A 24,179-nucleotide genomic window follows, 5' to 3' on the forward strand; every position below is an offset into this window, starting at 1 on the left:
TTGTAGGCAGGGGCCGAGCCCGCTCTGCGCGTCGCAACAACTCATACAAGGGTCATCGATAGGTATCTGATCGCCCATTAATGGGGAATACGCATGAAATCGGCAGAAATTCAGCATCAATTCGCGGCTGATCCTGCTCATATGCGGGCGCATACTCACCTTCGCTATGACATCAGCCCCCGCCACCGCCAGCCTGACCCCTTTCACGCCCACTGTTGTGCTGGAGTTCGTGCTCCTGGCGGCCATCTGGGGCGCTTCTTTCATGTTCATGCGCCAGGCAGCTGTGGAATTCGGGGCACTTCCAACCGCCGCCCTGCGCGTCACCGTGGCCGCACTATGTCTTTTGCCCATCATGCTGGCACGCGGGCAGTGGCTGGAGCTCAAAAAACACTGGCGGCCAGTTTTCGTGTGCGGAGTACTTAACTCTGCAGTTCCGTTTGCCTGTTTCAGCTTTGCTTTGTTGCACATCACGACGGGCCTGTCTGCCATTCTGAACGCCACAGTGCCACTATTTGGCGCCCTGGTAGCCTGGACATGGCTGAAAGAGCCGCCCGGCCGCTCGCGCATGATCGGCCTGATGATCGGCTTTGGCGGAGTGGCCATGCTGGCCTGGGATAAAGCCAGCTTCAAGCCAGCGGCCTCTGGCGTGGCCAGTGGCTGGGCCGTGCTGGCATGCCTGCTTGCAACCCTGAGTTACGCGGTGGCCGCCAGCTACACCAAGAAATTTCTCACGGGCGTACCCGCGCTGACCTTAGCCACAGGCAGCCAGATTGGGGCCGCCCTGGGTTTGGCGCTGCCAGCGCTCTGGTACCGGCCCGCCGTGATGCCCAGTCTCACCGCCTGGGGATCCTTATTGGCGCTGGGAGCCTTGTGCACAGGCGTGGCGTATGTACTGTACTTTCGCCTGATCGAGCACCTGGGCCCGGCGCGCGCGCTCACCGTCACGTTCACTATTCCAGTATTCGCCTTGCTTTATGGCGCCACCTTACTGGGCGAGGCCGTCACCCCCTGGATGTTGCTCTGCGGCGGCGTGGTGATCTGCGGGACCATATTGTCCACGGGGCTTGTCAAGCTGAGGGTGTAGAAGCTTTTAGCCTTTCTGGCCAGAATCGATGGAAAGCATTCTTTCAACGTAGCGCGCAATCGTGTCGATCTCAAGATTGACCTGATCGCCCTTGGCCAGCACGTGTAGCGCTGTGTTTTGCACAGTATGGGGAATCAAGTTGATGCTGATGGCGCAGCCCTGGGGTAGATCTTCGACCTGATTGACCGTGAGGCTGACGCCGTTGATGGTGATGGAGCCCTTGTACGCGAAATACTTGGCCAAACCCACTGGCGCCAAAATGCACAGCAGCCAGCTCTCACCCACTGGCTCAAACTGAGACACCGTTCCAATGCCATCCACGTGGCCTGACACAATGTGCCCGCCAAGCCGGTCATTGGCGCGCAGCGCTTTCTCCAGGTTCACCGGGCCTGGGCGTTCCAGCCCACTGGTTCGCGCCAGCGATTCGGCGGAAATATCTATGGCAAAGCTTCCGGCGGATGCATCGATCGCCGTAGCTGTCATGCAGGCGCCGTTGATGGCAATGCTGTCACCCAGTGCCACGTCATCCAGATAGCCGGCCGGGGTATGAACGAGCAACTGTTTGCCATGAGCACTGGTAGCGCCCAGATCGCGGACTTCGCTAATGCGGCCAACTGCGGTGATGATGCCTGTGAACATGGAGCCTCGTTTCTCTATGAGAAAAGCCTCGCAAATTCTGGCTTGCAAGGCTTTTAAATATCTTAAATATCGACACCCGGGCGGATCCGGGTGATCTCCATCATTCTATAGACAGCAGCGTGCCACTATGGGCATGTGGGCTTCTCCATTTTTGCCTTCAGCTTGGGCGTGGTCAAAGTCCGCAGCCACTCTGCATGCTGATTTACAGCAATGAATTGCAGAATGGATTACAGCCGCGTCTGCGCATTCACCGCAAGTTCTCGAATCTGGGTGGGAGGAACCCCAAAGCGCTGCTTGAACAGGCGATTGAACGCAGCGAGATCAGAAAACCCTGCCTCGTAGGCAATGGTGGCAATCAGTTGGCGCGCGCGCGTAGGATCAGCCAGGGCGCGGCGCACATGCTCCAGGCGGCATTGCTGCAAGTAGAGCGTAAAGGTGCTGCCATCTTCTTCAAACATCCTCTGCACTTGCCGCACGCTCATGTGGTGGTGCTTGGCCAGATCAACTACGGATAGCTGCGGGTCGCGGTAGCTGCGCGCCACCTGTGCGCGCAAAGCCGCCAACCGGGCTGCCCGCTCGCCACGCTGGTGCGCTTGATCTGCATCGTCGCCGCGTGCGCCCAAGGCCAGCGTGAGCAGATCGGCCAGGTGCGTGGCGGCGAGGTGGGCCAGGGGCTCATCCAGCACCTCCTGGCGCTGAATGCTGGCCGCGTAGCCGAATAACAAGTCCAACTGCGGATTGTTCCCAAGGCGGGATGCCGGGCGATCCAGCAGCCCGCCCACTGCTGCGCGCTGCATCCAAACGGTTTGAACGATACCGGTGGTGGGGTAGAGGCACTCGAATGGTTCGTCCATCGGTGCCAGCAGCGTGTCGCCCGGCGCAAACTCAGTCTGCACCAATGGGCCACAAGTGTATTGGTAGGGCTGTGAAAAACGCGTAATCCACACGGCATCCATGCCTGCACGTGCAGCCATCGCCCGGCTTCTTCCGGATATATAGGGGCTGAAAAAGCCGCCACCCAAGCTCGTACTGGAGTTCAGCCGGGTGCTGGTCAGGTCCAGGCGAAAAGCGCGCTCGTCCTCAAGCGGCTCCAAGTCCACAGCCATGTCCAGACGTGCGTAGCTCTCCCGGATCTGCTCCATACGGGTGACGGCAGGCAAGACATCGGTGCAAAAGCGCTGAGAAATGACGGAAGACATGGTTGTGGAAGCCGTATAACCGGAGTTTTGACCATTCCAGCATGAGCTACCCCAGTCAGTCAACTGAAAGGCGCGCTCTCCCTTACTTGCCCCGGGGTTGCCCCATAGCGCCGTTTAAAGAGGCGATTGAACGCCGCCAAATCCGAAAAACCCGCTTTATAGGCCAAGGTGGCGATCAGCATGCCTGCTTGCGCCGGGTCGGTCAGCGCGCGGCGCACATGATCCAGCCGGTGGTTTTGCAAGCAGGTGGTGAAGGTGGTACCCGCATCCTCGAATAGCCGTTGCACTTGACGCACGCTCATGTGGTGGCGTTGACTCAAATGGGCTACCGATAGCTGCGGGTCGCTGTAGCGGTGGCCCATATAAGCGCGCATGTCGGCCAGCCGCACGCTGCGTTCACCGCGCTGATGGGCAAGATCGGCCATACCGCCGCGCGCACCGAACGCCAAAGCCAGCAAGTCGGTGAGATGGCGTGCGGCCTGCGAGGCCAATGCAGGCTCCAGGGCGTCAACCAACGCTTGACGCTGGATGCTGGCGGCGTAGCTAAACAGCAGATCCAGATGCGGGCTATTCGCCATGCGCTGCGCCGGACCGTTCAGCAGCGCAGGCAGCGCTGCTCGCTGTATCCACAGTGTTTGCATGGCGCCAGCGCTGGGGTGAACACATTCGAACGCCGCGTCCATGGGTGCAACCAGGGTGTCGCCTGGCGTAAAGGCGACTTGCGTCAACGAGCCGGAGGTATAGGCAAAGGGACGTGAGGAGCGCGCGAGCAACACCGCGTCGACGCCCTCGCGAGCGGCCATAACGGGGCTGCGCCGGGCCATGTGAGGCGTCGCGTTTCCGCTACCCAGGCCAATGTTGGCGCTCAAGGGGATGCTCTTCAGGTCAACACGGAATACGCGCGCATCGCCCAACGGGTCTATATCCACCGCCATACCTTGGCGTGCGTAGCACTCGCGCACTTGCTCAATTCGAGCAGACGGAGGTGAGTAAGGAAGGAGAGAACGTTCGTTCATAGGGGCCAGTATCCGGGCGTTGTGGAGCCAGCGGGAGGGCGCACGTGGGACTTGTCGTTTGCGGCAAAGGGTCCGTCGTTTTCTGCAAGTCCAGTGTCGCTTTTCGCCAAGACGCGTCAGGGGCGTCCCAGAACAATCACCGGGATTCTTTGTAAAGGACGATTCCCGTGCCCCTCTCCATCCCATTCACCGCCCGCACCCCCCGCAGCCGAACCGCACTTGCGCTGGGGCTGGCGCTCTCGGCCGCACTGGCTGGCGCGCCCGCGCTGGCAGCCATTCCCGCGGCAGAACGAACAGCCTTGCTCGCCTTGTACAACAGCGCAGGCGGCGCCAACTGGTCCAACACCACCAGCAACACCAATCCGTGGACGGGCGCATCCGGCACCGAATGCAGCTGGCACGGCGTCACCTGCACCGGCCCGGCGGGCAGTGAGCGCGTCACCGCTCTGAGGCTCAATTTCAACAACCTCACCGGTACGGTGTCATCGTCCCTGGGGAATCTGAGCGAACTCACCACCCTCAACCTGTTTCAGAACGCGTTGACCGGCCCCATTCCGCCACTGGCAGGGATGACCAAGCTAGTGACCGTCAGCCTGGGGCAAAACCAGCTAAGCGGCTCGATTCCACCCCTCACGGGCCTCACCCAGTTGGAGAGCTTCGAAGTCAGGGGCAGCAACCTCACAGGCTCCACGCCCGCCCTCACCGGCTTGACCCGCCTCAAGGTTTTCCACGTGGGAGGCAACGACCTAGACGGGACCATTGGCCCGGTGGCGGGCGCAACGGCGCTGGAGACCTTCAACATCAACGGCAACAAGCTGACAGGCCCCATCCCCGATCTCACAAGCCTTGCTGCATTGCAGTTGTTCGATGCGGGCAATAACCGGCTCACCTCCATCACCGCGTTGGCAAGCCTCGCGAACCTGGACAGTTTCCTCGCCCCGTCCAACCAACTGAGCGGCCCGATTCCGTCGCTGACGGGCCTGGGCAAGCTGCGGAGTTTCCATGTCGAGTACAACCAGCTGAGCGGCCCCATCCCGTCTCTGAGCGGCTTGGCCAGCATAGAAAATTTCTACGTGCGCGACAACCAGCTCACCGGACAGATTCCTCCCTCCCTGGCCACCCTCAGCACGCTGCGCTTCTTCCAGGTGCAAAACAACCGACTCGTCGGCTCGCCTCCCATGCCGCCCAACAACACCATCTCGGCGATCATGTGCCCCAACCCACTGCGCAATAGTGCCGACGCGGCCATCAACGCCGCCTGGGACCCACGTGTGGGCAACGGCAACAATCCCTGGGCGACTGGCTGCACCGGCAGCTGGGACGTGACCCCCACCGTGCGCGACGCCTTCAGTGGCGAGATCATTACCGACGGCCATACCGGCACCATCTCGCCAAGCAGTGTGCAGATCCTGCCCGCTGGCGGCGGTACGCAGTTCACCCTGACACCAGCCCCTGGCTACCGCCTGCGCAACCAGATCGACGCCAACTGCCCCGGTAGTCTCAACGGCAACACCTACACCGTTGCTGGCATCACCGCCAATTGCTACATCAACGCCTCCTTCGTCCCCGATGTCGCGCCTGGCAACGGTGCCTGCGGAAGCGACCACGGCAAGATCCTGGCCATCGCCCCCACCAACCTGTGTAGCGCGGGCAACGCCAGCGCGGTCACCGGCACCGGGCCGTGGAACTGGTCGTGCGCTGGCACGGGCGGCGGCACCACTGCACAATGCACGGCGCAAAAAGCCGCGCAAACCTGGGTTGTCACTGCAGCCGTCAACGGCCCCGGCGGAAGCGCCGCCCCCACCACGCAAACCGTAGTGGGCGGCAGCCGCGCCACCGTCACCGCCACGCCCGCACCCAGCTACATGCTGACAGAGGCCAGCGGCTGCGGCGCCACCTTCTCGGGCAACACCGTCACTACGGCGGCGGTCACTGCGGACTGCACGGTCACGCTGCGCTTTGCGCTGGCAACCACCACCACCACTCGCTTCATCAGCCTGACGCCACCCGCCCCTCGCGTAGGTGAAGAGGTGGCCGTGCGTGTGGCTGTTGATGTGGGCGACACGCCCTTGTCTAGCGGCATCGTCAACGTGAGCGGTGGTGGCGCCAGCTGCGTTGCCACCACGGATACCACTGGCCAAGGCCAATGCAGTCTACGTTTCCCCACCGCTGGCACGCATCAACTGACAGCCGCTTACCCCGGCGACCCGGCGCAGCTCTACTTGCCATCCAGCGCCGTGCAAGACATCACCGTTGCCGCCTCACCCACAGCTATGCATGTCGTACCCACGCTGGGTCAATGGACGCTGGCCCTGCTGGCCGCGCTGACTGGTCTGCTGAGCGCACTGCGCCTGCGCCGCGCCTGAAAACTTGACTTGAAAAATCCAGCACTGCTAGCTCCACCGCTAGCAGCGCTCGCCATCAGAAGCTATTTATTCAATAGCACAAGGACTCCTCAATGACCACCACTGCATGGGCCTACGCGGCTCGTCGCATCCTGCGCACTACGGCGTTATGCCTAGGCGTTGCCAGCATCGCACACGCTGCGGACTGGCGGGCTGCAGACGGCTTCACCGGCGCCCGTTACCAGCACACCGCCACCCAACTGGCTGATGGCCGCGTGCTCCTCGCCGGGGGGCGTGGCGGCGGCGTACTCACCAGCACACAACTCTACGATACCGCCACAGGCCGTTGGAGCAGCGGCCCTGCTCTGCCAGGCGCGCGCGCGAGCCACACAGCTACGCCCCTACGCGACGGATCAGTGCTGATCGTGGGCGGCGACAGCGGCAGCGCTTCGGTGAATACCGCCGTCACCTTCGACCCGCAGACCAGCGCCTTCACCGCCACCACAGAACCCATGTCGCTGCGCCGGCGCCAACACACCGCCACGTTACTGCTGGATGGCCGCGTGCTCGTCGTTGGTGGGCGTGGCATTGCGGGCCAGGACGGATTGCGGTCCGCTGAAATCTACGACCCCGCCACCCGCACCTGGGACAGCACCGGCACCATGCCTGGCATGGGCGCACGCCAGCACACGGCCACGCTGCTCGCAGATGGTCGCGTGCTCGTCGCGGGTGGCATCGACAACGGCAACGGCACCACCAACACCGCAGCTATTTGGAGCCCCGCCACCGGAGTCTGGTCCGCCGCCGCCCCCCTACCCGCGCGCCGCGTGAACCACACCGCCACACTACTGCCCGATGGTCGTGTGCTCCTGGCCGGCGGCAACGACGGCGGCGGCGCACTGGACGCTACGCTGCTGTACGACCCTGCCGCCAACACCTGGACCGCCGCTGCGGCGCTGCACCTTGCGCGTACGCAGCACAGCGCTGCGCTGTTGCCTGACGGACGCGTGCTGCTGGCGGGCGGCGCGGACAATGCCGGTGGAACGCCCACGGCGGCAGTGGAAATCTTCAATCCCACTGCCGGCCTTAGCAGCGTCTACGCCCCTATGGTGCAGCCACGCGGGCAGCACAGCGCGCTTTTACTACACACTGGCGAGCTGCTGGTAACTGGCGGGGAAGGCGAAGGTGGCGCGCTGGCGAGTGCGGAGCGCTTGACTCTGCATGCGCTGGAAGCGGCCACCACCGGCCCGCTACCTACACGGCGCGAAGCGCACCGAGCCACAGCGCTACGCGACGGCTCTGTGCTCGTCACTGGCGGCAACGTGCCCAGCGGCGGCTCGGCCGACCCGTCCGCAACCACGCTGCGCTACAACATCGTTACCGGACTGTGGCAAAACGCAGCCCCCATGAACGAGCTGCGCGTGTTTCACACGCAAACTCTGCTAACCGATGGCCGCGTGCTGGTCACCGGAGGCTCGCAGGCGAATGACAGCGCCGAGCTGTACGACCCCGTAGCCAACCAGTGGATCCCCACACCAACGCTGCTGCAGGGTCGCTCTGCCCACACCGCCACATTGCTGCCCAGCGGCAGCGTGCTGCTGGCTGGTGGCACCAACACTCAGAGCGCCAACGTCGGCGTGAACGAGATCTACCGCCCCGGCACCAACCAGTGGCTGTCCGCCGGAACTATGGTGGATCCTCGCAATGGCCACACAGCCACGTTGCTGGCCGATGGTCGGGTGCTTGTAGCAGGTGGCAACATCGCCAATGGCCGGGGCACGGCCAGTGCAGAGTTCTACACGCCCGCCACCGGCACTTGGGCGGCCGGGCCTAACATGCAGCAGGCCCGAAACCTGCACACCGCCACACTGCTGCCCGACGGACGTGTGCTGGTAACCGGCGGCCACACCCTCGCCGCAGGCTATATCGCCAGCGTCGAGATTTACGACCCCTCCACCAACACCTGGCAGGCCACAGCGCCCATGCAACAGCGCCGCGTCGCGCACACCGCCACGCTACTGCCCGATGGCCGTGTTCTTGTCACCGGAGGCACTTACAACGGCGCAAGCGTTGCCACCACTGAGGTTTATGACCCCGGCTCCGGCATATGGCAAGCGAGCGGCCCTCTGCCCCAGGGGCGCAGCGCCCATAGCGCCACGCTGTTGGCCAGCGGGCAGGTGCTGATAGCGGGCGGGCTCGCGCCGAGCGCAACGACCGCATTGTTGTACGGCCGCCAGATCGGCGTGCCGGATGCGCGCCGTCCGCACATTACGTCCTTCCCTTCGCAGCTTGCTCACGGTGCCGCGCTGCAGTTGTTGGGTCAGCGCTTCACCGGCGAGAGCGAGGCCAGCGGCGGCGGTACCGGCCAGTCGGCCACCAACTCCCCGCTGCTGCGTTTGCAGCGTGTGGACAACGGCGCCGTGGCATGGCTGCCCGCTGCGGCCTCTGAAACAACCAGCTTTCTTACGCGCGCACTGCCACCAACCACAACCCCTGGTCCCTACCTGGCCACACTGTTCATGAGCGGTATGGCATCCGACGCTGTGCCTCTTCTAGTGGTGTCTGCAGGCATGCCCAACCCACCCGTCAACGTCACAGCCACACCGGGTAACGCACAGGTCACCTTGCGCTGGGAAGCGCCGGTGGGCGGCACCGCACCCACGTCTTACACCGTGACAACCCACCCCGGCGGCGCGAGTTGCACCGTGCAGGCGCCCGCCACCACCTGCACCGTGACGGGCCTTACCAACGGCACCATCTACGCCTTCATCGTTACGGCCAACAACGCCGGCGGCAGCGCATCTGCCCCGCCCACTAGCGGCGTGGCGCCCACACCTGCGCCGGTCCCGGTGGTCAACCCGGCAGCCGCCAAGCCCATCCCCACTTTAGGCGAGTGGGGCGTGCTGCTAATGGCTGGGCTAATGCTGCTGGCCGGTGCTTGGCACACACGCCGGAGGCGGTCCTGGCACACCGCCTAACTGCGGCACAAGATCACTTTCATGCTTTCCTACGAGACCATTCCCATGCATCACCACGACATATCCCCTGGCCGCATCACCCCTGCGCCCCGTCTCAACATCTACGCCAATATTCACAAGGGCCTACGCGCCATGATGATGGACACATTGGCCTGTGTCGGCAGCGTAGATATCCATGACAGTACTCAACTGCCTGCCGTGTGCGAACGTGTCTTGGAGCTATGCGACATCTGCACCAGCCATATGGGACATGAGCACGAATTTGTACACGCGGCGATGCAAGCGTGCCAACCCGGATCCGCCGCCCAGATCGCCGCAGAGCATCAAGAGCACCTGGCTGTGATTGCTGAACTGCGCGAGACCGTGTCCAGACCGTACTCAGGCTGCAGCGGCCCCATGCAGGAACAAGCTGCGTTGGAGTTGTACCGCAAGCTGGCGCTGTTCGTGGCAGAGAATTTCGTGCACATGCATGCAGAAGAGGTCGAACACGTCAAAGTTCTATGGGCCTGCTACAACGATGAAGAACTGCACGCACTGGAAGAACGCATCGTGGCATCCATGCCCCCAGCAGACACGTTGATGCACATGCGCTGGATGATTCCTGCAATGGCGCCTGTTGAGCGCGCCGCGCTACTGTCCGGCATGCAAGCTGTGGCTCCGGCGCGGGTATTTTCAACGGTACTCGATACGGTACAGCCACACTTAAGCCATAACGACTGGAGCAAACTAACCCGCGCTCTGGCATCCACTCGCGCAAGCATGTCTGTATAAATCGTTCAGCCTTGGTTTCGCGCTGAAATCGTGGAATTCTTCCAATCCATGCAAGTCCACGCAAGTCCTGGCATCCATGCCAACTATCCGACATGCGAATTTCTTGCGTTCCAAGGTGAAGACTTCCTACAGACTTTTGTATTCCTGGCCTTGAGGATGAGGGATCAAACCCCTCAGACCTCAATCAAAGGAATCGCAATGGCCGACATCGACAATCAACCCCAACAGGATCTCTCTGGAGCAGAGGCTGGCAAAAAAATCCGTGAAATTGCCAAAGACACCGGAACCTGCATGTTCCAGACTGGCTTCGAAACCTTTCCGGGCGACACGAGGCCCATGGCCATTCAGGAGGTAGATGACGATGGCACCTTCTGGTTCTTGAGCTCCACAGAGAGCGAAAAAAATCGTGACATCGCCCGTGACCCTCGTGTGGTGCTCACCTGCCAAGACCAAGGAAAGACGGCCTACTTGGCAGTGACAGGCCAAGCCAGCATCCACACTGACCGCCCCATGATTGAAAAATATTGGACTTCGTTCGCCAACGCCTGGTTCGAAGGAAAGGATGATCCACGCGTGACAGTGATCAAGGTCGTTGCAAGCGACGGCCACTATTGGGAAACCAAAAACGGCAAGATCATCGCGTTCGCCAAGATGAGCTTTGCGGCTCTCACAGGCGCAAAAATGGACGATGGCGGCGTCAGCGGGGATTTACGACCTCTTTAGCCGCTAGAATCCCTCCCTTGGCGGGGCGTTAGCTCAGTTGGTTAGAGCAGAGGACTCATAATCCTTTGGTCGTAGGTTCAAGTCCTACACGCCCTACCACGCCGATTATGAAGAGCCCGCTATCAATATGGTAGTGGGCTTTTTTATTTCCAGTTCATGTAGCGAGAGTACGGGGTGTACGGGCAGATCCGCCAATCCTTGCGAGCAAAAAAATAAGTCCAAAAAAAATACCTCTTGGGGCCTGATTGGGCATTTATGGCTAGGTGGCATCGATTTCCACCTCTTCTACTTAACTGCTATACAGCCATTGACATCGCACCACCATAAAAGCGGGTGAGAATCTCGCGCTTTTCGGTTCGCGGGCCTAGTAGGAGCAAAACGGTTATGCGCGCTCAGGCGTCACGCTCAAGCGTAACCCTACAGCGTGCAATACCTTGTGCAGTGTGGATATAGTCGGGTTTCCGTTTTCGCTCAGCGCCCGGAATAGGGATTTTTCTCCCACATCGGCACGTCGTGCCACCTCGGCCATGCCATGCGCTTTGGCCACCTGTCTCAGCGCCACCAGCAGCGCAGCAGGGTCGTCTAACTCCAATACCGCTTCCACATAGGCGGCGGCCTCCTGAGGATCTTTCAGGGATTCGGTCAAATAGCTTTGGTAGCTCACATCGCGCGGTGCAATCATGTTTAGCCCCTTTCTTTCCAGTCCTTTAGGTACTCGATGGCCTGCGCAATAGTTCGGCCTTGGTCGGCCTTGTCGCTGCCACACAGTAGCAGCACCAGCACAGGCCCTTGGCGGCTCAAATACACGCGGTAGCCCGGCCCCTTGTCGATTCGCAACTCTTGGACGCCATCGCGCAGAGGTTTGCAGTCACCAAAGTTTCCAGCCTCCAGCCTCTATTCGCAGTAACCGTGCTTTGATAGCTGCACGGCCTTGCCTGTCTGCTAACGCCTCCAGCCACTGCAAAAAAGGCACACGTCCCGCACTATCGGCGTACATTTGAATTCCCATGATGGTATCTTAAACGATACTTTCATGCAATTACTCACAACTTACCTGGCTCGGCCTGGGCGTCGAACTGCGCAACAGCCTACCCCAGAATCCAATCCTCGATGTGCTCATGGTGAACCCGCAACAGGTCGAGTGCTAGATCATCTTTGAACCGCTCATCGTGAGTGGTAACGATGTTCTCAATTTATGAGCTGCCCATCGCGGCCTGCGGATCCAAGGCGTTCATCAGAATGGTTTGGTCAGAAATGGATGCCACGATAGAGTGCATAAGAAGACGGCTCGCCCACTACGCACTCATCTGAAGAACGCATGACTAAATTAGTGGTACCTTTCGCAGCAACTCTTCAATTGCCAAGGCGCGGGGGCTTCTCACCTTTGAGAGTCGGCAACGGATTCGAGCCCGCTTGCCAATCTGTGCGGCACAACACCATTCACTCCAGGAGCAATCATGAAGCGCATCTTATTTTTGGCACTTCTCATCGGCTCAGCCGCCGCACCTGCCATGGCGGCAGAACCTTCAGCCGCTTGCGCCGCCAAACGCGCCAACATAGAGGCTCAGTTGCAAGAGGCCACAGCACGCGGTCGCAAGCAGGAGATTGCTGGATTGCAGAAGGCCCTCAAGGCCAATAAGGCCCGATGCACGGACGAGCTGCTTGCCAAAGAGCGCGAGAAGGATATCAAGCAGGCTCAGAAAAAACTGGCCGAGCGGGAACGAGATCTCTCCGCAGCTCAGCTAAAGGGCGATGCCAAGAAAATTGAAGAAAGGCAGCGTAAGCTTGATGAGGCGCGCAGTCAGCTAGAGGCAGCTCAAAAGCCTATCGGCTCGTAATGGAATGCCTCATGACGATTGAAAACCATGAGCGCGCCGCGAATTCCGAGCGCGCGCTAATGAGTTCAAACCCCGAAATATAAAAATCTGCAATCCGAGCCTTCAAACCCCAAAAATACCGTGCTATACTGCATGGCTTCGGGCGGCTGTAGCTCAGTTGGATAGAGTACTTGGCTACGAACCAAGGGGTCGTGGGTTCAATTCCTGCCAGCCGCACCACTTAATTTGTTAAGTAGATCAATAGCTTAGAGGCCGAAAGCCCCTAGGCTATTTTTCTTTGTGCGTTTGATTTATGCCCTCGTGTCCGAGCAGTGTCCGAAAACAACTTGTTTTCCGATGGATGGCGTTAGGCGATGCTGGACAGTCGGCGAGTACAAGAATGTCTAAGATGGTGGGCATTCTTGGAAGAGAGAGCAAGTAGCATGGCAACATCAAAGACACCAAACCGTTCGACTCCCTCGGCAAAAGCTGCGGAAAAGACGCCTGCCCAGGGTCGCGAAGCAACGGCGTCAACACGCTCACGGTCACGCAAAGCGTTGCCAGCCTCTGTCGTAAGCGATGGTACGGACGCTCTTCACGTCGATCTGGCGTTTGCAAAGCCAGACTGGGACAAGCAAACAGATAATGCTGTGCGCCCACTCTGGGAAATCGCCGCATTGGCAATGGGCATAGACCCCGTCTCTAAGGGCGTCACGGCCAGACGAAAGCTTGATTCAGAATGGGCAGCCGCGTACCTTAGGCTGGTAACGGCCATGTGCGATGCGCTTTCACCGAAGCGTGGTGGCGGCATTTACTATGACCCTACCAAGCCAGCCAACATTTCCCGCATAGGCAATAAGAAGGACTTGAAATTCGTTCGCGTCGATGCCGCAAGCGCCACTGCATTCGTGGTGAACGTTCGTAAACATACACCTCAACCACCAGAGTTTGCCCAACTGCAAACGTTGCTGGCGCATGCGGCAACTCCAGAAAATACCTCAATCCCAAAATTCGAGGCAAGTGAGCAATCAACACCTCCTAAAAAATCGCAAGAACAAGCCAATGAAACAAAGGCCAGCAAAATCTTGATGACTTTGCTGTACATCGTCGTGGAGCAAGAGATGGGAGGCTGGGCTGACGCGGATACCGCACAGCGAGGGATCGTTGTCAACAAGATACTCAAACATCTTGATCGTCACGAGATTCGTTCAACACGCGGCATGAGTCCTGATGCTATCGAAGACTTACTTGACATGGGTATGGGCCTTGCACCTTTGCGCTTGCCACCCTCTGTCAACGTGCATAAATAGCGCACCACAGTAGTGCCTGCCGCCCTCATGGATTCATCGGGAATCCATGATGAATCCATCGGCCCTAGCTCAAATTCAGCCAGAAACTCGCTTCATCGTTCAGGGAAATCTGACGAGGTTTTCCACGATGCAGGCGAGTCTGACGAGGCTCTCCGAAAGCTTAAGTAACTTTTTGGAGCCCACTATGGAGCAAATTCTGAATGATGCGCTTATCCGTAAGCGCGAGGTGCTGAAAATGACCGGCTGGTCGAACAGTACACTTTACAACCGTATTGCTGCGAAGCAGTTTAAGGTTGGTGTCAAGATTGGCCCACGCATGGTCGCGTGGCCCCTGAGCGAGGTGCAGAACCACATTACTCAGCTTATCAACCAACGCGACCAGAAGCAAGGAGAGTTGGCATGAAAAACCGCTTTCCTCAACACATGGCTGTGTCGTCCGGTTTCATCATCTTTGGCGCAAACAATCAGGACATCGCTGCCGACGCTCGTTTGGTAGCAGTTGATCTGGTGATGAACGACAGCGACGCTCTCGGGCCAAGCTTCGGTGGCCGCAATAAAGTCATTTCTATGTATCCCGGAAATCGCTATCAACAGAATAGCATTCAGGCGTACCGCAATTTCTGCGGGGCACCGCCAGAAGGGGTTGAACATGAAATTGTGATGGTCGATAGTCGCAAGAGCAACTTCAATTTTTGTAGCGATGAAGCGTCAGGAATTTTGACTAGCAAGATTCGTGAGGCAGGAAAAACTGGTCAAAAGACAGCCATCGTTTTTGGTCAGCCTGTTACCAATACCAACAGCATGTTGTTTGCAGATACGCTCGGCCATTTCCGGCAGGAGGCAGCAGCTTCAGATGTGCTGTTGATTGCAATTTTTACCAACCCCGATGGGTTTGACGATACCGAACTCCCTAATGTGTGTGAGGAATATTTTGGCATTCGGGAAGCAGTACCAGACTTTGACCAAGACACTGCCATGGTGTTTGAGTGTGAAAGTCTGAAGGGGTTGCGCCGCTTCGGCATGGGGCAAACCATGTGCAGTATCAGCTATGCGAATCGACGCATCCAACACAAGTTCACTGCTTTTGTAAGTACCGAACCTCGGGATCGGGCCATGTGGTACTTGCAATGTGCAGGCCGTGCCAATGTGGATATTGCCAAAGCCTTGAAAGTTCACCCGTCAACAGTGACACGGACATTGCAAAAGCTGCCGCGCAATGAACCAGTGGTGAAGTCGGAGGACTGGCTGGAAAAAATGCTTACACACCTGCGATGCCTTGAAGATGGTGGGGCTGCATCGCGTGACACCCATTCGCCTAAATCTATGTGGGTAGACAATGACGACGAGCTTGATGACGCTGAGTGTGATGACGACGATGAGGAATGTTGATCTGAACAAGTCAACATAAATCATTGCAACAGGGCATCGCAACTTGCGCAATCGACGCAACGCTCGCGATGCCCTGAATGATTCCGGTGCCAATAAACGGCATCTGATTTAGTAACCCATAGACCACGGCAAAAGCGGATAGAACAAGTCCGCCGGGCGGAGCTTTGTCCGCTTGCCTTGGTCAGTAACCAAACAGGAAATCAATATGGCTGAATTTACAAAAATCGAGTGGACGGGAAAGGCTGGAAAAACTTTTAATCCATGGTGGGGCTGCGTCAAGGTCAGCGCAGGTTGCGACCACTGCTACGCCAACTCATGGGCAAACCGCATGGGGCACGATGTTTGGGGGCCGCATGCAGATCGTCGCCTTTTAAGTGAAAGCAACTGGAAGCAGCCACTCAAGTGGAACAAGAAAGCTGAAGAAGCCGGAGAACGCCATAAGGTGTTCTGCGCTTCGATGGCTGATGTGTTTGAAAACCGTCCTGACTTGATCGAACCGCGCCAACGGGTCTTCGACCTCATCGACGAGACGCCTGCATTGGACTGGTTGGTGCTGACCAAACGCCCGCAGAACATCAAGAAGCTTATTCCCAAAAACTACGACTACCCGCCCAACCTGTGGCTGGGTACAAGCGTGGAAAACCAAGATGCAGCAGACAAGCGTATTCGCTACCTGTTGGAACATGGCCGTGCTGCGGTACGCTTCCTTTCGTGTGAACCGCTCTTGGGGCCAGTGGACATTCGCAAGTACCTTCAGCCAGCGGCCAACGGTGCCAAGATTGATTGGGTCATTGCCGGTGGTGAAGCTGGTGGTCATTCACGCCCCATGAATCCGCTGTGGGCGAAAAGCCTGATTGAGCAATGCCAAGACACCGGAACACCAGTGTTCTACAAGCAATGGGGCGATTACGTGCCCTTGAAGCGTGTTAGCGGTGATGGAAAGACCTATCGCACGATTCCGGTATTCAAGGCTAATGGTGATGAGATTCCGATGGCACGGGTTGGCAAAAAAGCCGCTGGCCGCGCAATCCTTGGGCGCGAATGGAGTGAGTTCCCGGTCACGTCGCTTTCCGCCTGATGTAGGTGCCCCCGGATGCTGGCGAGATGCTGGTGTTCGGGGTCACAACCTTTTGGGAATTCAAAAGCCATATTGCGGTGGCTAATTTCAGAAAGTGCCAACGACCGCTAGCTTGGTGTTCAAAGTCGCTGTAAAACATCGCCTTTGGCAATACGTCAATGCAGTTTTTGTCAATGTCCCTCTGAATTGGTTGTTCCGGCATCACAAACGCCAACGACCGCTAGGTCAACAGGCAATCGACAAGCAACTTTGTGCAGTTGAGGCTCACAACACAGTCAACGGGTGCCTCAACTGCCCAATTTAATGGATTTCAACATGAAGAAGACCGTGACAAAACACACCAATAAGAACACTATACGTAGTAGTAATGGGAGTAGATTCATTGGCAGTCATAACCTAGATGTTGATGATTACTTCAAGGATCTAGATGAGACAGATGAACCAGCAGGCAAGACCAGTAGCTCAATGCACGATGGCACCATCAAAGCCAAGAGCAGCAAGGTCACACCAGCCTGCATTGCGGGCTACCCGCTGCATGTGCTGGACGCGGATGGTCAACGCCCCGTCAAGGCGCTTCGCCGGAGTCGTGTAGCGGCAGGCAAAACATCTAGTACCAGCAAATTGCAGCGGGAGCCTGCGCCCAATATCAGCAGCAACAAGCCTGTGGTGGTCGGTACTGACAAGCTGCATTTCTCTGTGCCCGTATCCAAGTCTCAATTAGACCGCGCTGTGGAAGTGGCCTTGCTTATGGTGAAGCTGAAGGAGAAGCCTCTAACGCACCGCAGCGTCAAGGCTGAATGGTTCCGTCACAAGTTTGTCTACACCTTTGGCAGTCATACTTATGCCAAGCCCTGCCAGGCTGTGCTGAAAATGGAAGCCACGAACCCCAAAGTGAAACTGGCGATGGAAGTGGACATTAACCCTAACCGGATGACTGCCTCTGACGTATCGGAGTGGATTGCCCTGTGGAAAGAACTGTTTGCTTTGCATCCCCGTGAACTCGCCCAACAGATTGGAGTCATGCGTATCGACCATAACGCGGATTGCCCGTTCCGCACAGATGACCTCATCATTGATTTTGACGGTGCAAGGATGGGCGAAAAATACTACGTCAAAACCGACACCGGAGCCAAGATTCAAACAAGTTACGCAGGTGGCGCAAAGTCCGCTGAACGCTTGTCAGTTTACGACCAAGATGGCCGTGAAGCCTTCTTAGAAGCGCAGGCTCGTGCTGCTGGTCATCACCAAGATGAGGCGCACGCAGACGATGCGCTCATCCATTTGAAGAAGGTAGCAGGCGGCGAACGTACCCGTGTTGAAGTGCGCCGGGTGTTTGAAGGCAACCACCCCAAAGTATCCGAGCTAGGTGCTATCGCTGATCCGTTTGGCAGCGTCAGCGTCTATCACGTTGATCGTAGCAAGGCAAAGCGTCTTGACGTTGAGTTCGTTGCCTTCCTCGACAGTGTGCGTGTGCGCGGTGTCAACGGTGCGGGTCGGTACTTGGTCAAAGCATGTGGCAACACCAAGGAAGCCAAGACCAAAGTTCAGGCATTTGAGCGCCAGCTTGCTCGCCTTGCAGCGCCGTGGTGGCCTCCGCAGGACTTCAACGCTAGCGCCTTGGATTTGCTGAAGTCTTTGCCAATTTGGGAGTTTTTGAGCCCGACAAATGGTCGTAAAAAATAGCGCCTTATGACATCAAAAAAGACGTTGATGGCATCTACACATGGTGACGATTTGACCCCCTCAACGACCATCTCAGCAGACCAGTTGATGGCCTCAATGGGGTGGTTTGCCGGGGCAAACAGCAACGTAGCCTGAACGGCAGTCATTGCGTGATTGACATCAATTTGGCCACTGCATCTGATGATGCATTGCACAGGCCATCCGCAATCCGTGCAACTTACGCAATCCGCGCAACGCCGGCCCAGAAACGTGCCGCCTCGGCTAATTTGAGCGCATCGTAACCAAGCTTGTAACAACCATGACCACAGTCAACAACAAAACGCCGTATCCGAAACAGAAGACGACACCCCCGTCAGAAGCTTATCGACGCAGCCCGTACCGTGAAGCCACCACGGTTGTTCGTGTCCCTGAAAGTCTGCTGCCCACTGTGTACCAACTCCTTGACCAAGCGCGGCAGGATGTTGAAGACGCTGCATGGCTTGAACGTTAACCTACTTGCAAAATAAACCAACTTGGTTATAATTCGTTATGGAGAAAAGTACCCCTCACTGTAAGCTGGCCGTTGTTCAGTCGCTGGTCGAAGGCGGTAATGTCAGGGCGACAGCAAGCGCGTTCGGTGGGGCTCTTGAGCTTGGCATCAATGACTTGACCGGCATGTGTGCAGTGGTCATGTCTCTGACCACTGCCAACTTCTACAAAAGCATGACGACCCATGCGGATCACCGTGTTTGGCAGGACGTGTACCAAGCCAAGACCGCCAGCGGCGCTGAGGTGTATCTCAAGCTGACTGTCATCGACGACGTTTTGATTGTTTCATTCAAGGAGCTGTGACCATGAAATGCCCATGCTGTGGAGCGGCTGAACTGATCCACGATACCCGCGACATGCCCTATGTCTACAAGGGCGAAAGCACCACCATCCCCACCGTGACAGGAGACTTCTGTCCTGCCTGCGGCGAAGTCGTCTTGAACCGCGAACATGGTGACCGATACAGCGAATTACTTGGGGCGTTTCAGCGACAAGTGAACGCAGCTTACGTTGACCCCGGCTACATCGCCAAGGTTCGCAAGAAGCTCGACCTTGACCAACGTGAAGCTGCCGATATTTTCGGCGGCGGCGTGAACGCTTTTTCCCGCTACGAAAACGGCAAGACCAAACCACCGCTGGCACTGGTCAAGCTGTTGAAGGTGCTGGATAGGCACCCCGATTTGCTGAGCGAAGTCAGAGCGGCGTAGAGCGCCCCCAGTGATCTGACAAAGGCGTTGCGGAAATGAAAACCCGACTTGTTGACGGCGTTGAAGTTCATCGTGGTTCCGGCAACGTGTTTGCTGACCTTGGCCTAGCTGATGCTGAAAAACTCAAGATCAAAACTGGCTTGGTGATCGAAATCAGGAAAGCCATGAAAAGCTTTGGCCTGAGCCAACAAGAAGCTGCAAAACGGATGGGCATCATTCAGCCCAAGGTCTCTGACATGATGAGTGGTGACTTCACCAACCTGTCTGAGCGTAAGCTGATGGACTGCCTAACGCGGCTAGTTGAAATAGAACATTCAAGTTGACAGCCCCATGAGTAAAACTGACCATCGTATTCAGCCTGTTTCTACTGGCGCTGACCTGGCTGCTTTGCGTGAAGCAAGCAGTTCATTGGATATGCTGCTGCAGGAGAATGGCGCTGACGTTGAGAATCTGGTCGCGGAATTTGATGCCATGCGCAAGGCCGATTCGTCATTAAGCGTGCCGACGACTACAACAGGCTAGGGATTTTTCTTCGCGCCACCGGGCGGATGTACTTCGCCAAAGTCACGTCGGACTTGTGCCCGGTTTGCTCACGTATCTGCCACGGCTGTAAACCTTTTTCCGCTGCGCTCGTGCAGTAGCCAGCCCTCAAGCTGTGGCCGCTGACTTTTTTGGAGTCGCCGCCCACACTCGCCACTGATGCCTTCACCACCAGCGCCACCGATTGTGGTGATAACCCATGCCGTGCAATGCGGTCATGGCGGGTGACGGCACGAAAAACATACCCCTCTTTGATACCTGCGATTTCCAGCCAGTTCACCAAGGCACGCACCGGGCAGCGGTCGCCGTTGGCATGGGGAATGAACACGGTTCGGCCTTGACGCTCTTGGTCAGTCTTTGAGGATGGCAAGAAAATTTCTAAACCATTGGGCAGGTGCGTAATGTGCTCCACCATCACGCCGACAAGTTCTGACCTGCGCATGGCTGATGCAAACCCCACCAACAAAAGTGCGCGATCCCGTGCCGCTTTGACTGGCATCTTTTGGCGGTCGATCATCACCAGCGCGGCCAACAAGTCGTCTTTGACCATTGGCTGTACTTGCCGTTGCTTGGTGCCCAACGTGCGGCGAATGCCCTGCATCACACGTTTGACGGTTTCGCTTTGGGCTGGGGATTCGAGATTTTTCTCAAGGTGAGCCTTGTGAATGGCGGTCAGTCGGCGCTCGATGGTCGCCACGGATAATTTTTCTGCACACGAGGCCAGGTATTCGGCCAAAACAGCAGGGCTGGCCGGAATGGCCCCGCCATTGGCGGAAAAATGTTTCAAGTCTGAGGCGTATGCGCGTTTTGTTGCGCTTGACTGACTGGCAGCAATGAAGCGGTCAGCAGTGGCAGAAAAACCGTCTAAAACGGCCTCTGGCGGCTTTGCTGGCACTCGGTTGGTAGTTGCTGTGGTCTTGGTCGCTTTGGTGGCTGTAGCGCCTGCTTTTTGCGTGGAAATTTTGGTCATTTTGAAGGGCTTTCTGGCAGTCGATAACTGTGTCTTATCGCTACCTGAGGTTTGAGAAAAATTCCCCGCACCCATAGGCGTGCAGACGTGCGAAATCAGCACGCGCCAAGGGCATGACAAGAAAAAAACAAGTGGGGAATTAGGGAGAAAACCAAACCAACGCAGGGCGCGTCAGTTCATTAACCTCGCTATTGCGGCGAAATATTCAGTGAGTGTTGCAGGTTTTTCATCGAGAAGCAACAGTAAATTTTTACCGCTAGGCCTAATTTGTGGAGTGAATCGCCACCATCATCCTCTAACCGTACCGCGAAACTCGTCAGTCGTGCCCACTGCTTCGGCGCAGAGTTGGCCAGCCCCTTTTCCAGTTAATGAACGATCACCGATTACAGGACCTTGCGATAGTCCGGCTCTGATAACTGAGGGTGGCTTTGGTTTTTTTGCATCTTCTTTTGCTTTGTATTCATCAAGCATTTCTCTGGCTTTGGCCTTCATGGCCGTCAGCGTTTTGTTTTTTGCTTCAAGTTCCTCGGCTTTACTGGCTAGCGGCCAAAGGCATTCAATTTCACGCAGAAGCTTGGTAATACGGCCTTTAAGTCCTCCGATTTCACGGTTGTTTCTTGTACTGATTGCCTTGATCTGCTCAAGCGTGAGGGCATAGAGGGTAGTGGCTTCTCCGTCAGCCTTGCTTCTCCAAACTTGGAAGGAATGAAAGTCCGTGTTGCCAATTACCTGTTCAAACGCATCACGGTCGGTATGTCCACCTTTGTTGGCTCCAGCAGGGGTGTAAATTTCGTACAGAGTTTTCCCCCTGATTTGTTTCACGGCATGCTTCAAGGTTGACCTCCAATGCGTTCATCATCCGCTGCGGTGCGCGGATGCAAAATCGAAACCAGCCTCCGCAATTCACGGTCAGGCGAAATGGCACCTTTGTACAGCGGACTGCATGGCGTTTCAGACAACCTGAGCGACAGCGCCAGCAAGTCTTTCGTTTCAAGGTATTCGCGGTAGCCTTCTGCCAGATACGAGAACTGGTTCATGATGCCGACAACGCTGCGATTTGAAGTCTTGGCGTATTGGACTTTATTCATCTGGGCAAGCTCTTGCTCAACGAACGGTCGGGGTATACCGTGAACGGCCAAAACACCAGCCAGATATTCAGGAAAGCGCGTTACCAAATCTGTCGCCGGAGCCAAAGGCATCAGTACGGGTAAAAGAGTTTTTTCATTGACCAGCAGGGCAACTTGCGGCTTCCAGAACAAGGCCGTGGCATACCAGTTGCCAAGCAACGTGCCAGACGCACCATCGGGTGCGATGGCCGATGGTTTGATGCGATCAAGCAATTTTTTGGTGCAGTGCAACTGATACAAAACGCGTGAGATTCAGTGCTTGTGCAAGCCCAGCTTGTCGAACAAGATTCGGTTTCGTCGCCCCGCGTCCTTTACCAGCTTGTCGTAAGAAATAATTTCTATGCATCCATTGCCAGCCGCTAGATTGAAAAAGTACCCTTCGTTATCCGCTGTGCGGTGGTAACGGCCATAGACCTGTTTGTGCAACGATGGTTTTAGGTCCGCTATGAGGTATCCGGTGTACCGAAGATTCGCGGGGTTTATTTGGCGCCCTTCAATGTCGTTCACATTACCGTCGCTGATTTCCCTGAATCGCTGAATGATTTGGTCGGCGGGGTCTTTGTCATAGTCGTCTCGTCCTGGGCGTTTGAATTCGATGATGATGACACCACCGCTGGGCAAGTTGTCAGACTCAGCCACTCCAATGGGTGTGTCGTAAAAGAACGCGAAAATATCAGGCTCTTTGCCAGACGTGCCTTTTAGCCCTGGAACGCTATTGAGTTTTTTGTCTGATGTCAGCAGGGTGTGATAGCAGAGTCGTTCATCAATAACCCACAGATTTTGCTGTTCAAAGAAAATATCTTTTGAAGTGGCCCCCATCGGAAAAATCATCTTGTGAAGTACGCGCTCGAACGGGTATTTGTCGTCGGTGCGAACCCTCTTCAAGCTTTGGCTTACAAGGTCGAGTATGGTTCTGCGGTGGGCAACGTAAGCCGCCAGTTGCGCCTTCCCAATTTCATTGGCTTGCTCGGCAACAATCTGAAATCGTTCTTGATACTGCTCGAAGGTTTCGGTTTCAAAAAGCGCGGCTACATGACGCACCTCTTTGCGAACTGAGTCTTCAACATCACGTTTGACATGCAGTAGTGCCTCGTCAAGCTTTTCTGTGGTTAAGCCGGGCTGAATTCGTTGCTCGATCAGCTCCTTGTAGCGGGGATGGGTAAGGGCGCGATACTCAGGCGCTTGCTCTACAAATTTTTCAATCTGTGACCGCTTTTCTTCGTTTGTAGATTGCAGGTCATCTGCAAGGAGAGGTCGTAGTGTGTCGGTTATTCCTCGATTGAGCGATTGTCGAGAAACGAGGGTTTCATCAATATCGGGTTCATCGTCTGATTGAAATGAAATTCTGGTGCGCTCCTGATTAGCATGGTCGTCGAGGTATTCGCCAGTAACCAGGACAATCAGCGTGTAAGGCTCTTGGTCAGCGTCCAGTAACTTTTCAGGCAACTCGGGCAACAAGTCACGTAATTTGTTCGTTGTAACCTCCCGCCCATTTGCGCACAAATGCAGGTCGTGCCGTGAACGGCCATCCCGATGCCTATAGGCTTGCAGAGCAAAGGTGTGCCCAAGCACATCAAACAACCTTTCCTCAATATGAGTCAAGACAGTAGTTTCAAAAAGCTTGTGTAAGTCAATAGGCGCGTGTCCCGGAGACTCCAACGTGATTGGGGGACAAGAGCGTGCCGCAAACCGGATTAGAAAGTGCGCAAGAATTCTCTCGGCAATGATGGCAGGGTCATGCGGCCAGCCACCTTTGAATTTACCTTCCATCCCCCGCATTGACAGTGCAGTGCCCCGTGTCTCTTTAACTGGCGTAACTTTGTCGGCACCCTTCAACTCGTCAGCGATGGAGAAGTCAAATTCACGCAGTAGGGTTTCACCTTGTCGCTGAAATACGCTGCGAATGTGGACGTTGGAAAAGACTTTCAAGAAGGTAAAACGACCAACACCTTTGCCGCCAACTTTGACTTTGGACAGGGTATGAGCCTCTTGAAACGAAGCAAGATTTCCATCATCAAAACCAACACCATCATCGGAAATATCGAAGCCATCCAATACGAACACTTCATCACCACCTTGATGAGCGAGGTCGTGCGTTGCGACCAACCGTATGCGTATGGCGTGGTTGAGGAAACCGTCTTTATGTTCTTCGATAGCATCAATCGCATTGGAAATCGCCTCGAATAACGGCATCATTGCTTTGGCCTGAGACAGTTCTAGTCGATCTACTAATCCTTTGATGTTTGCCAGCATTGTGTTCCCCTTGATTTGACAA

The 24,179-nt window shown here is 56.7% G+C and carries 25 protein-coding genes and 2 tRNA genes; 18 read left to right on the forward strand and 9 right to left on the reverse strand.

Annotation, left to right across the window (positions count from 1 at the left end):
- Positions 1 to 166 precede the first annotated feature (166 nt).
- Positions 167 to 1,084, forward strand: coding sequence for a DMT family transporter (locus tag G518_RS0119115; protein WP_028603917.1), 918 nt, complete (start codon positions 167 to 169; stop codon positions 1,082 to 1,084).
- A gap of 6 nt (positions 1,085 to 1,090) precedes the next feature.
- Here the strand turns inward: G518_RS0119115 and G518_RS0119120 are convergent, their stop codons facing one another.
- The 3 genes from G518_RS0119120 to G518_RS38655 form a co-directional block, all read right to left on the reverse strand.
- Positions 1,091 to 1,723, reverse strand: a complete 633-nt coding sequence (locus G518_RS0119120) for a riboflavin synthase (RefSeq protein ID WP_028603918.1) — start codon at positions 1,721 to 1,723, stop codon at positions 1,091 to 1,093.
- A gap of 227 nt (positions 1,724 to 1,950) precedes the next feature.
- Positions 1,951 to 2,922 (reverse strand): helix-turn-helix transcriptional regulator, encoded by a 972-nt coding sequence (locus tag G518_RS0119125; protein WP_028603919.1) that lies wholly within the window; start codon positions 2,920 to 2,922, stop codon positions 1,951 to 1,953.
- A gap of 59 nt (positions 2,923 to 2,981) precedes the next feature.
- Complete coding sequence (locus G518_RS38655; protein WP_169457970.1) at positions 2,982 to 3,938, reverse strand: helix-turn-helix domain-containing protein; 957 nt, start codon at positions 3,936 to 3,938, stop codon at positions 2,982 to 2,984.
- Positions 3,939 to 4,105: 167 nt separating this feature from the next.
- Between G518_RS38655 and G518_RS0119135 the strand changes: the two genes are divergently transcribed.
- From G518_RS0119135 to G518_RS0119155, 5 genes are all read left to right on the forward strand, one after another.
- The gene (locus G518_RS0119135) at positions 4,106 to 6,304 is read left to right on the forward strand and encodes an IPTL-CTERM sorting domain-containing protein (protein WP_028603920.1); all 2,199 of its coding nucleotides are present in this window, start codon (positions 4,106 to 4,108) and stop codon (positions 6,302 to 6,304) included.
- Between the two features lie 92 nt (positions 6,305 to 6,396).
- Entirely contained in the window at positions 6,397 to 9,261 is a 2,865-nt protein-coding gene (locus G518_RS35920; protein WP_051237040.1) for an IPTL-CTERM sorting domain-containing protein, read from the forward strand.
- A gap of 21 nt (positions 9,262 to 9,282) precedes the next feature.
- Complete coding sequence (locus tag G518_RS0119145; RefSeq protein WP_051237042.1) at positions 9,283 to 10,032, forward strand: hemerythrin domain-containing protein; 750 nt, start codon at positions 9,283 to 9,285, stop codon at positions 10,030 to 10,032.
- Between the two features lie 198 nt (positions 10,033 to 10,230).
- The gene (locus tag G518_RS0119150) at positions 10,231 to 10,755 is read left to right on the forward strand and encodes a pyridoxamine 5'-phosphate oxidase family protein (protein ID WP_028603922.1); all 525 of its coding nucleotides are present in this window, start codon (positions 10,231 to 10,233) and stop codon (positions 10,753 to 10,755) included.
- Positions 10,756 to 10,777: 22 nt separating this feature from the next.
- Positions 10,778 to 10,854: transfer RNA gene (locus tag G518_RS0119155), tRNA-Ile, on the forward strand.
- 283 nt (positions 10,855 to 11,137) lie between these two features.
- Here G518_RS0119155 and G518_RS0119160 read toward each other — a convergent pair.
- A complete protein-coding gene (locus tag G518_RS0119160) occupies positions 11,138 to 11,437 on the reverse strand; it encodes an addiction module antidote protein (protein ID WP_036595319.1) in 300 nt (99 codons plus the stop codon).
- Positions 11,438 to 11,439: 2 nt separating this feature from the next.
- Complete coding sequence (locus tag G518_RS41460; protein ID WP_342663777.1) at positions 11,440 to 11,592, reverse strand: hypothetical protein; 153 nt, start codon at positions 11,590 to 11,592, stop codon at positions 11,440 to 11,442.
- A 620-nt stretch (positions 11,593 to 12,212) separates the two neighbouring features.
- Here G518_RS41460 and G518_RS0119175 point away from each other — a divergent pair.
- From G518_RS0119175 to G518_RS0119230, 12 genes are all read left to right on the forward strand, one after another.
- Positions 12,213 to 12,593 carry a DUF1090 domain-containing protein gene (locus G518_RS0119175; protein WP_036595320.1) on the forward strand — a complete coding sequence of 127 codons (381 nt, stop codon included), beginning with the start codon at positions 12,213 to 12,215 and terminating at the stop codon, positions 12,591 to 12,593.
- 142 nt (positions 12,594 to 12,735) lie between these two features.
- A tRNA-Arg gene (locus tag G518_RS0119180) sits at positions 12,736 to 12,812 on the forward strand.
- A 203-nt stretch (positions 12,813 to 13,015) separates the two neighbouring features.
- Positions 13,016 to 13,882: a hypothetical protein gene (locus tag G518_RS0119185; RefSeq protein ID WP_156909463.1), complete on the forward strand. Its 867-nt coding sequence runs from the start codon at positions 13,016 to 13,018 to the stop codon at positions 13,880 to 13,882.
- Positions 13,883 to 13,931: 49 nt separating this feature from the next.
- Positions 13,932 to 14,285, forward strand: coding sequence for a helix-turn-helix transcriptional regulator (locus G518_RS40705; protein ID WP_211231743.1), 354 nt, complete (start codon positions 13,932 to 13,934; stop codon positions 14,283 to 14,285).
- Positions 14,282 to 15,271 carry a hypothetical protein gene (locus G518_RS0119195; protein WP_028603926.1) on the forward strand — a complete coding sequence of 330 codons (990 nt, stop codon included), beginning with the start codon at positions 14,282 to 14,284 and terminating at the stop codon, positions 15,269 to 15,271. Before G518_RS40705 ends, G518_RS0119195 begins: the two co-directional genes overlap by 4 nt.
- 205 nt (positions 15,272 to 15,476) lie before the next feature.
- A complete protein-coding gene (locus G518_RS0119200) occupies positions 15,477 to 16,349 on the forward strand; it encodes a DUF5131 family protein (protein ID WP_028603927.1) in 873 nt (290 codons plus the stop codon).
- A gap of 315 nt (positions 16,350 to 16,664) precedes the next feature.
- Positions 16,665 to 18,032 carry a hypothetical protein gene (locus G518_RS0119205; RefSeq protein WP_156909464.1) on the forward strand — a complete coding sequence of 456 codons (1,368 nt, stop codon included), beginning with the start codon at positions 16,665 to 16,667 and terminating at the stop codon, positions 18,030 to 18,032.
- Positions 18,033 to 18,330: 298 nt separating this feature from the next.
- The gene (locus tag G518_RS0119210; RefSeq protein ID WP_028603929.1) at positions 18,331 to 18,522 is read left to right on the forward strand and encodes a hypothetical protein; all 192 of its coding nucleotides are present in this window, start codon (positions 18,331 to 18,333) and stop codon (positions 18,520 to 18,522) included.
- Positions 18,523 to 18,560: 38 nt separating this feature from the next.
- Positions 18,561 to 18,863, forward strand: a complete 303-nt coding sequence (locus G518_RS0119215; RefSeq protein ID WP_028603930.1) for a type II toxin-antitoxin system MqsR family toxin — start codon at positions 18,561 to 18,563, stop codon at positions 18,861 to 18,863.
- A gap of 2 nt (positions 18,864 to 18,865) precedes the next feature.
- Positions 18,866 to 19,267, forward strand: coding sequence for a type II toxin-antitoxin system MqsA family antitoxin (locus tag G518_RS0119220; RefSeq protein WP_028603931.1), 402 nt, complete (start codon positions 18,866 to 18,868; stop codon positions 19,265 to 19,267).
- Between the two features lie 35 nt (positions 19,268 to 19,302).
- Positions 19,303 to 19,590, forward strand: coding sequence for a helix-turn-helix domain-containing protein (locus G518_RS35935; protein ID WP_051237046.1), 288 nt, complete (start codon positions 19,303 to 19,305; stop codon positions 19,588 to 19,590).
- Between the two features lie 7 nt (positions 19,591 to 19,597).
- Positions 19,598 to 19,789 carry a hypothetical protein gene (locus tag G518_RS0119230; protein ID WP_028603932.1) on the forward strand — a complete coding sequence of 64 codons (192 nt, stop codon included), beginning with the start codon at positions 19,598 to 19,600 and terminating at the stop codon, positions 19,787 to 19,789.
- On the opposite strand, the gene G518_RS0119235 is transcribed toward G518_RS0119230, so the two are convergent.
- The 4 genes from G518_RS0119235 to G518_RS0119250 form a co-directional block, all read right to left on the reverse strand.
- Positions 19,776 to 20,777 (reverse strand): site-specific integrase, encoded by a 1,002-nt coding sequence (locus G518_RS0119235; protein WP_028603933.1) that lies wholly within the window; start codon positions 20,775 to 20,777, stop codon positions 19,776 to 19,778. The genes G518_RS0119230 and G518_RS0119235 overlap by 14 nt on opposite strands.
- A gap of 288 nt (positions 20,778 to 21,065) precedes the next feature.
- Entirely contained in the window at positions 21,066 to 21,611 is a 546-nt protein-coding gene (locus tag G518_RS0119240) for a hypothetical protein (protein ID WP_028603934.1), read from the reverse strand.
- Entirely contained in the window at positions 21,608 to 22,144 is a 537-nt protein-coding gene (locus G518_RS35940; RefSeq protein WP_051237047.1) for a DUF6933 domain-containing protein, read from the reverse strand. The genes G518_RS0119240 and G518_RS35940 overlap by 4 nt, the downstream gene beginning before the upstream one ends.
- A 12-nt stretch (positions 22,145 to 22,156) precedes the next feature.
- A complete protein-coding gene (locus tag G518_RS0119250) occupies positions 22,157 to 24,157 on the reverse strand; it encodes a hypothetical protein (protein ID WP_028603935.1) in 2,001 nt (666 codons plus the stop codon).
- Between the last annotated feature and the right edge of the window lie 22 nt (positions 24,158 to 24,179).

Origin of the sequence: Ottowia thiooxydans DSM 14619 (assembly GCF_000422885.1) — a bacterium.
Lineage (GTDB): Bacteria > Pseudomonadota > Gammaproteobacteria > Burkholderiales > Burkholderiaceae_C > Ottowia > Ottowia thiooxydans.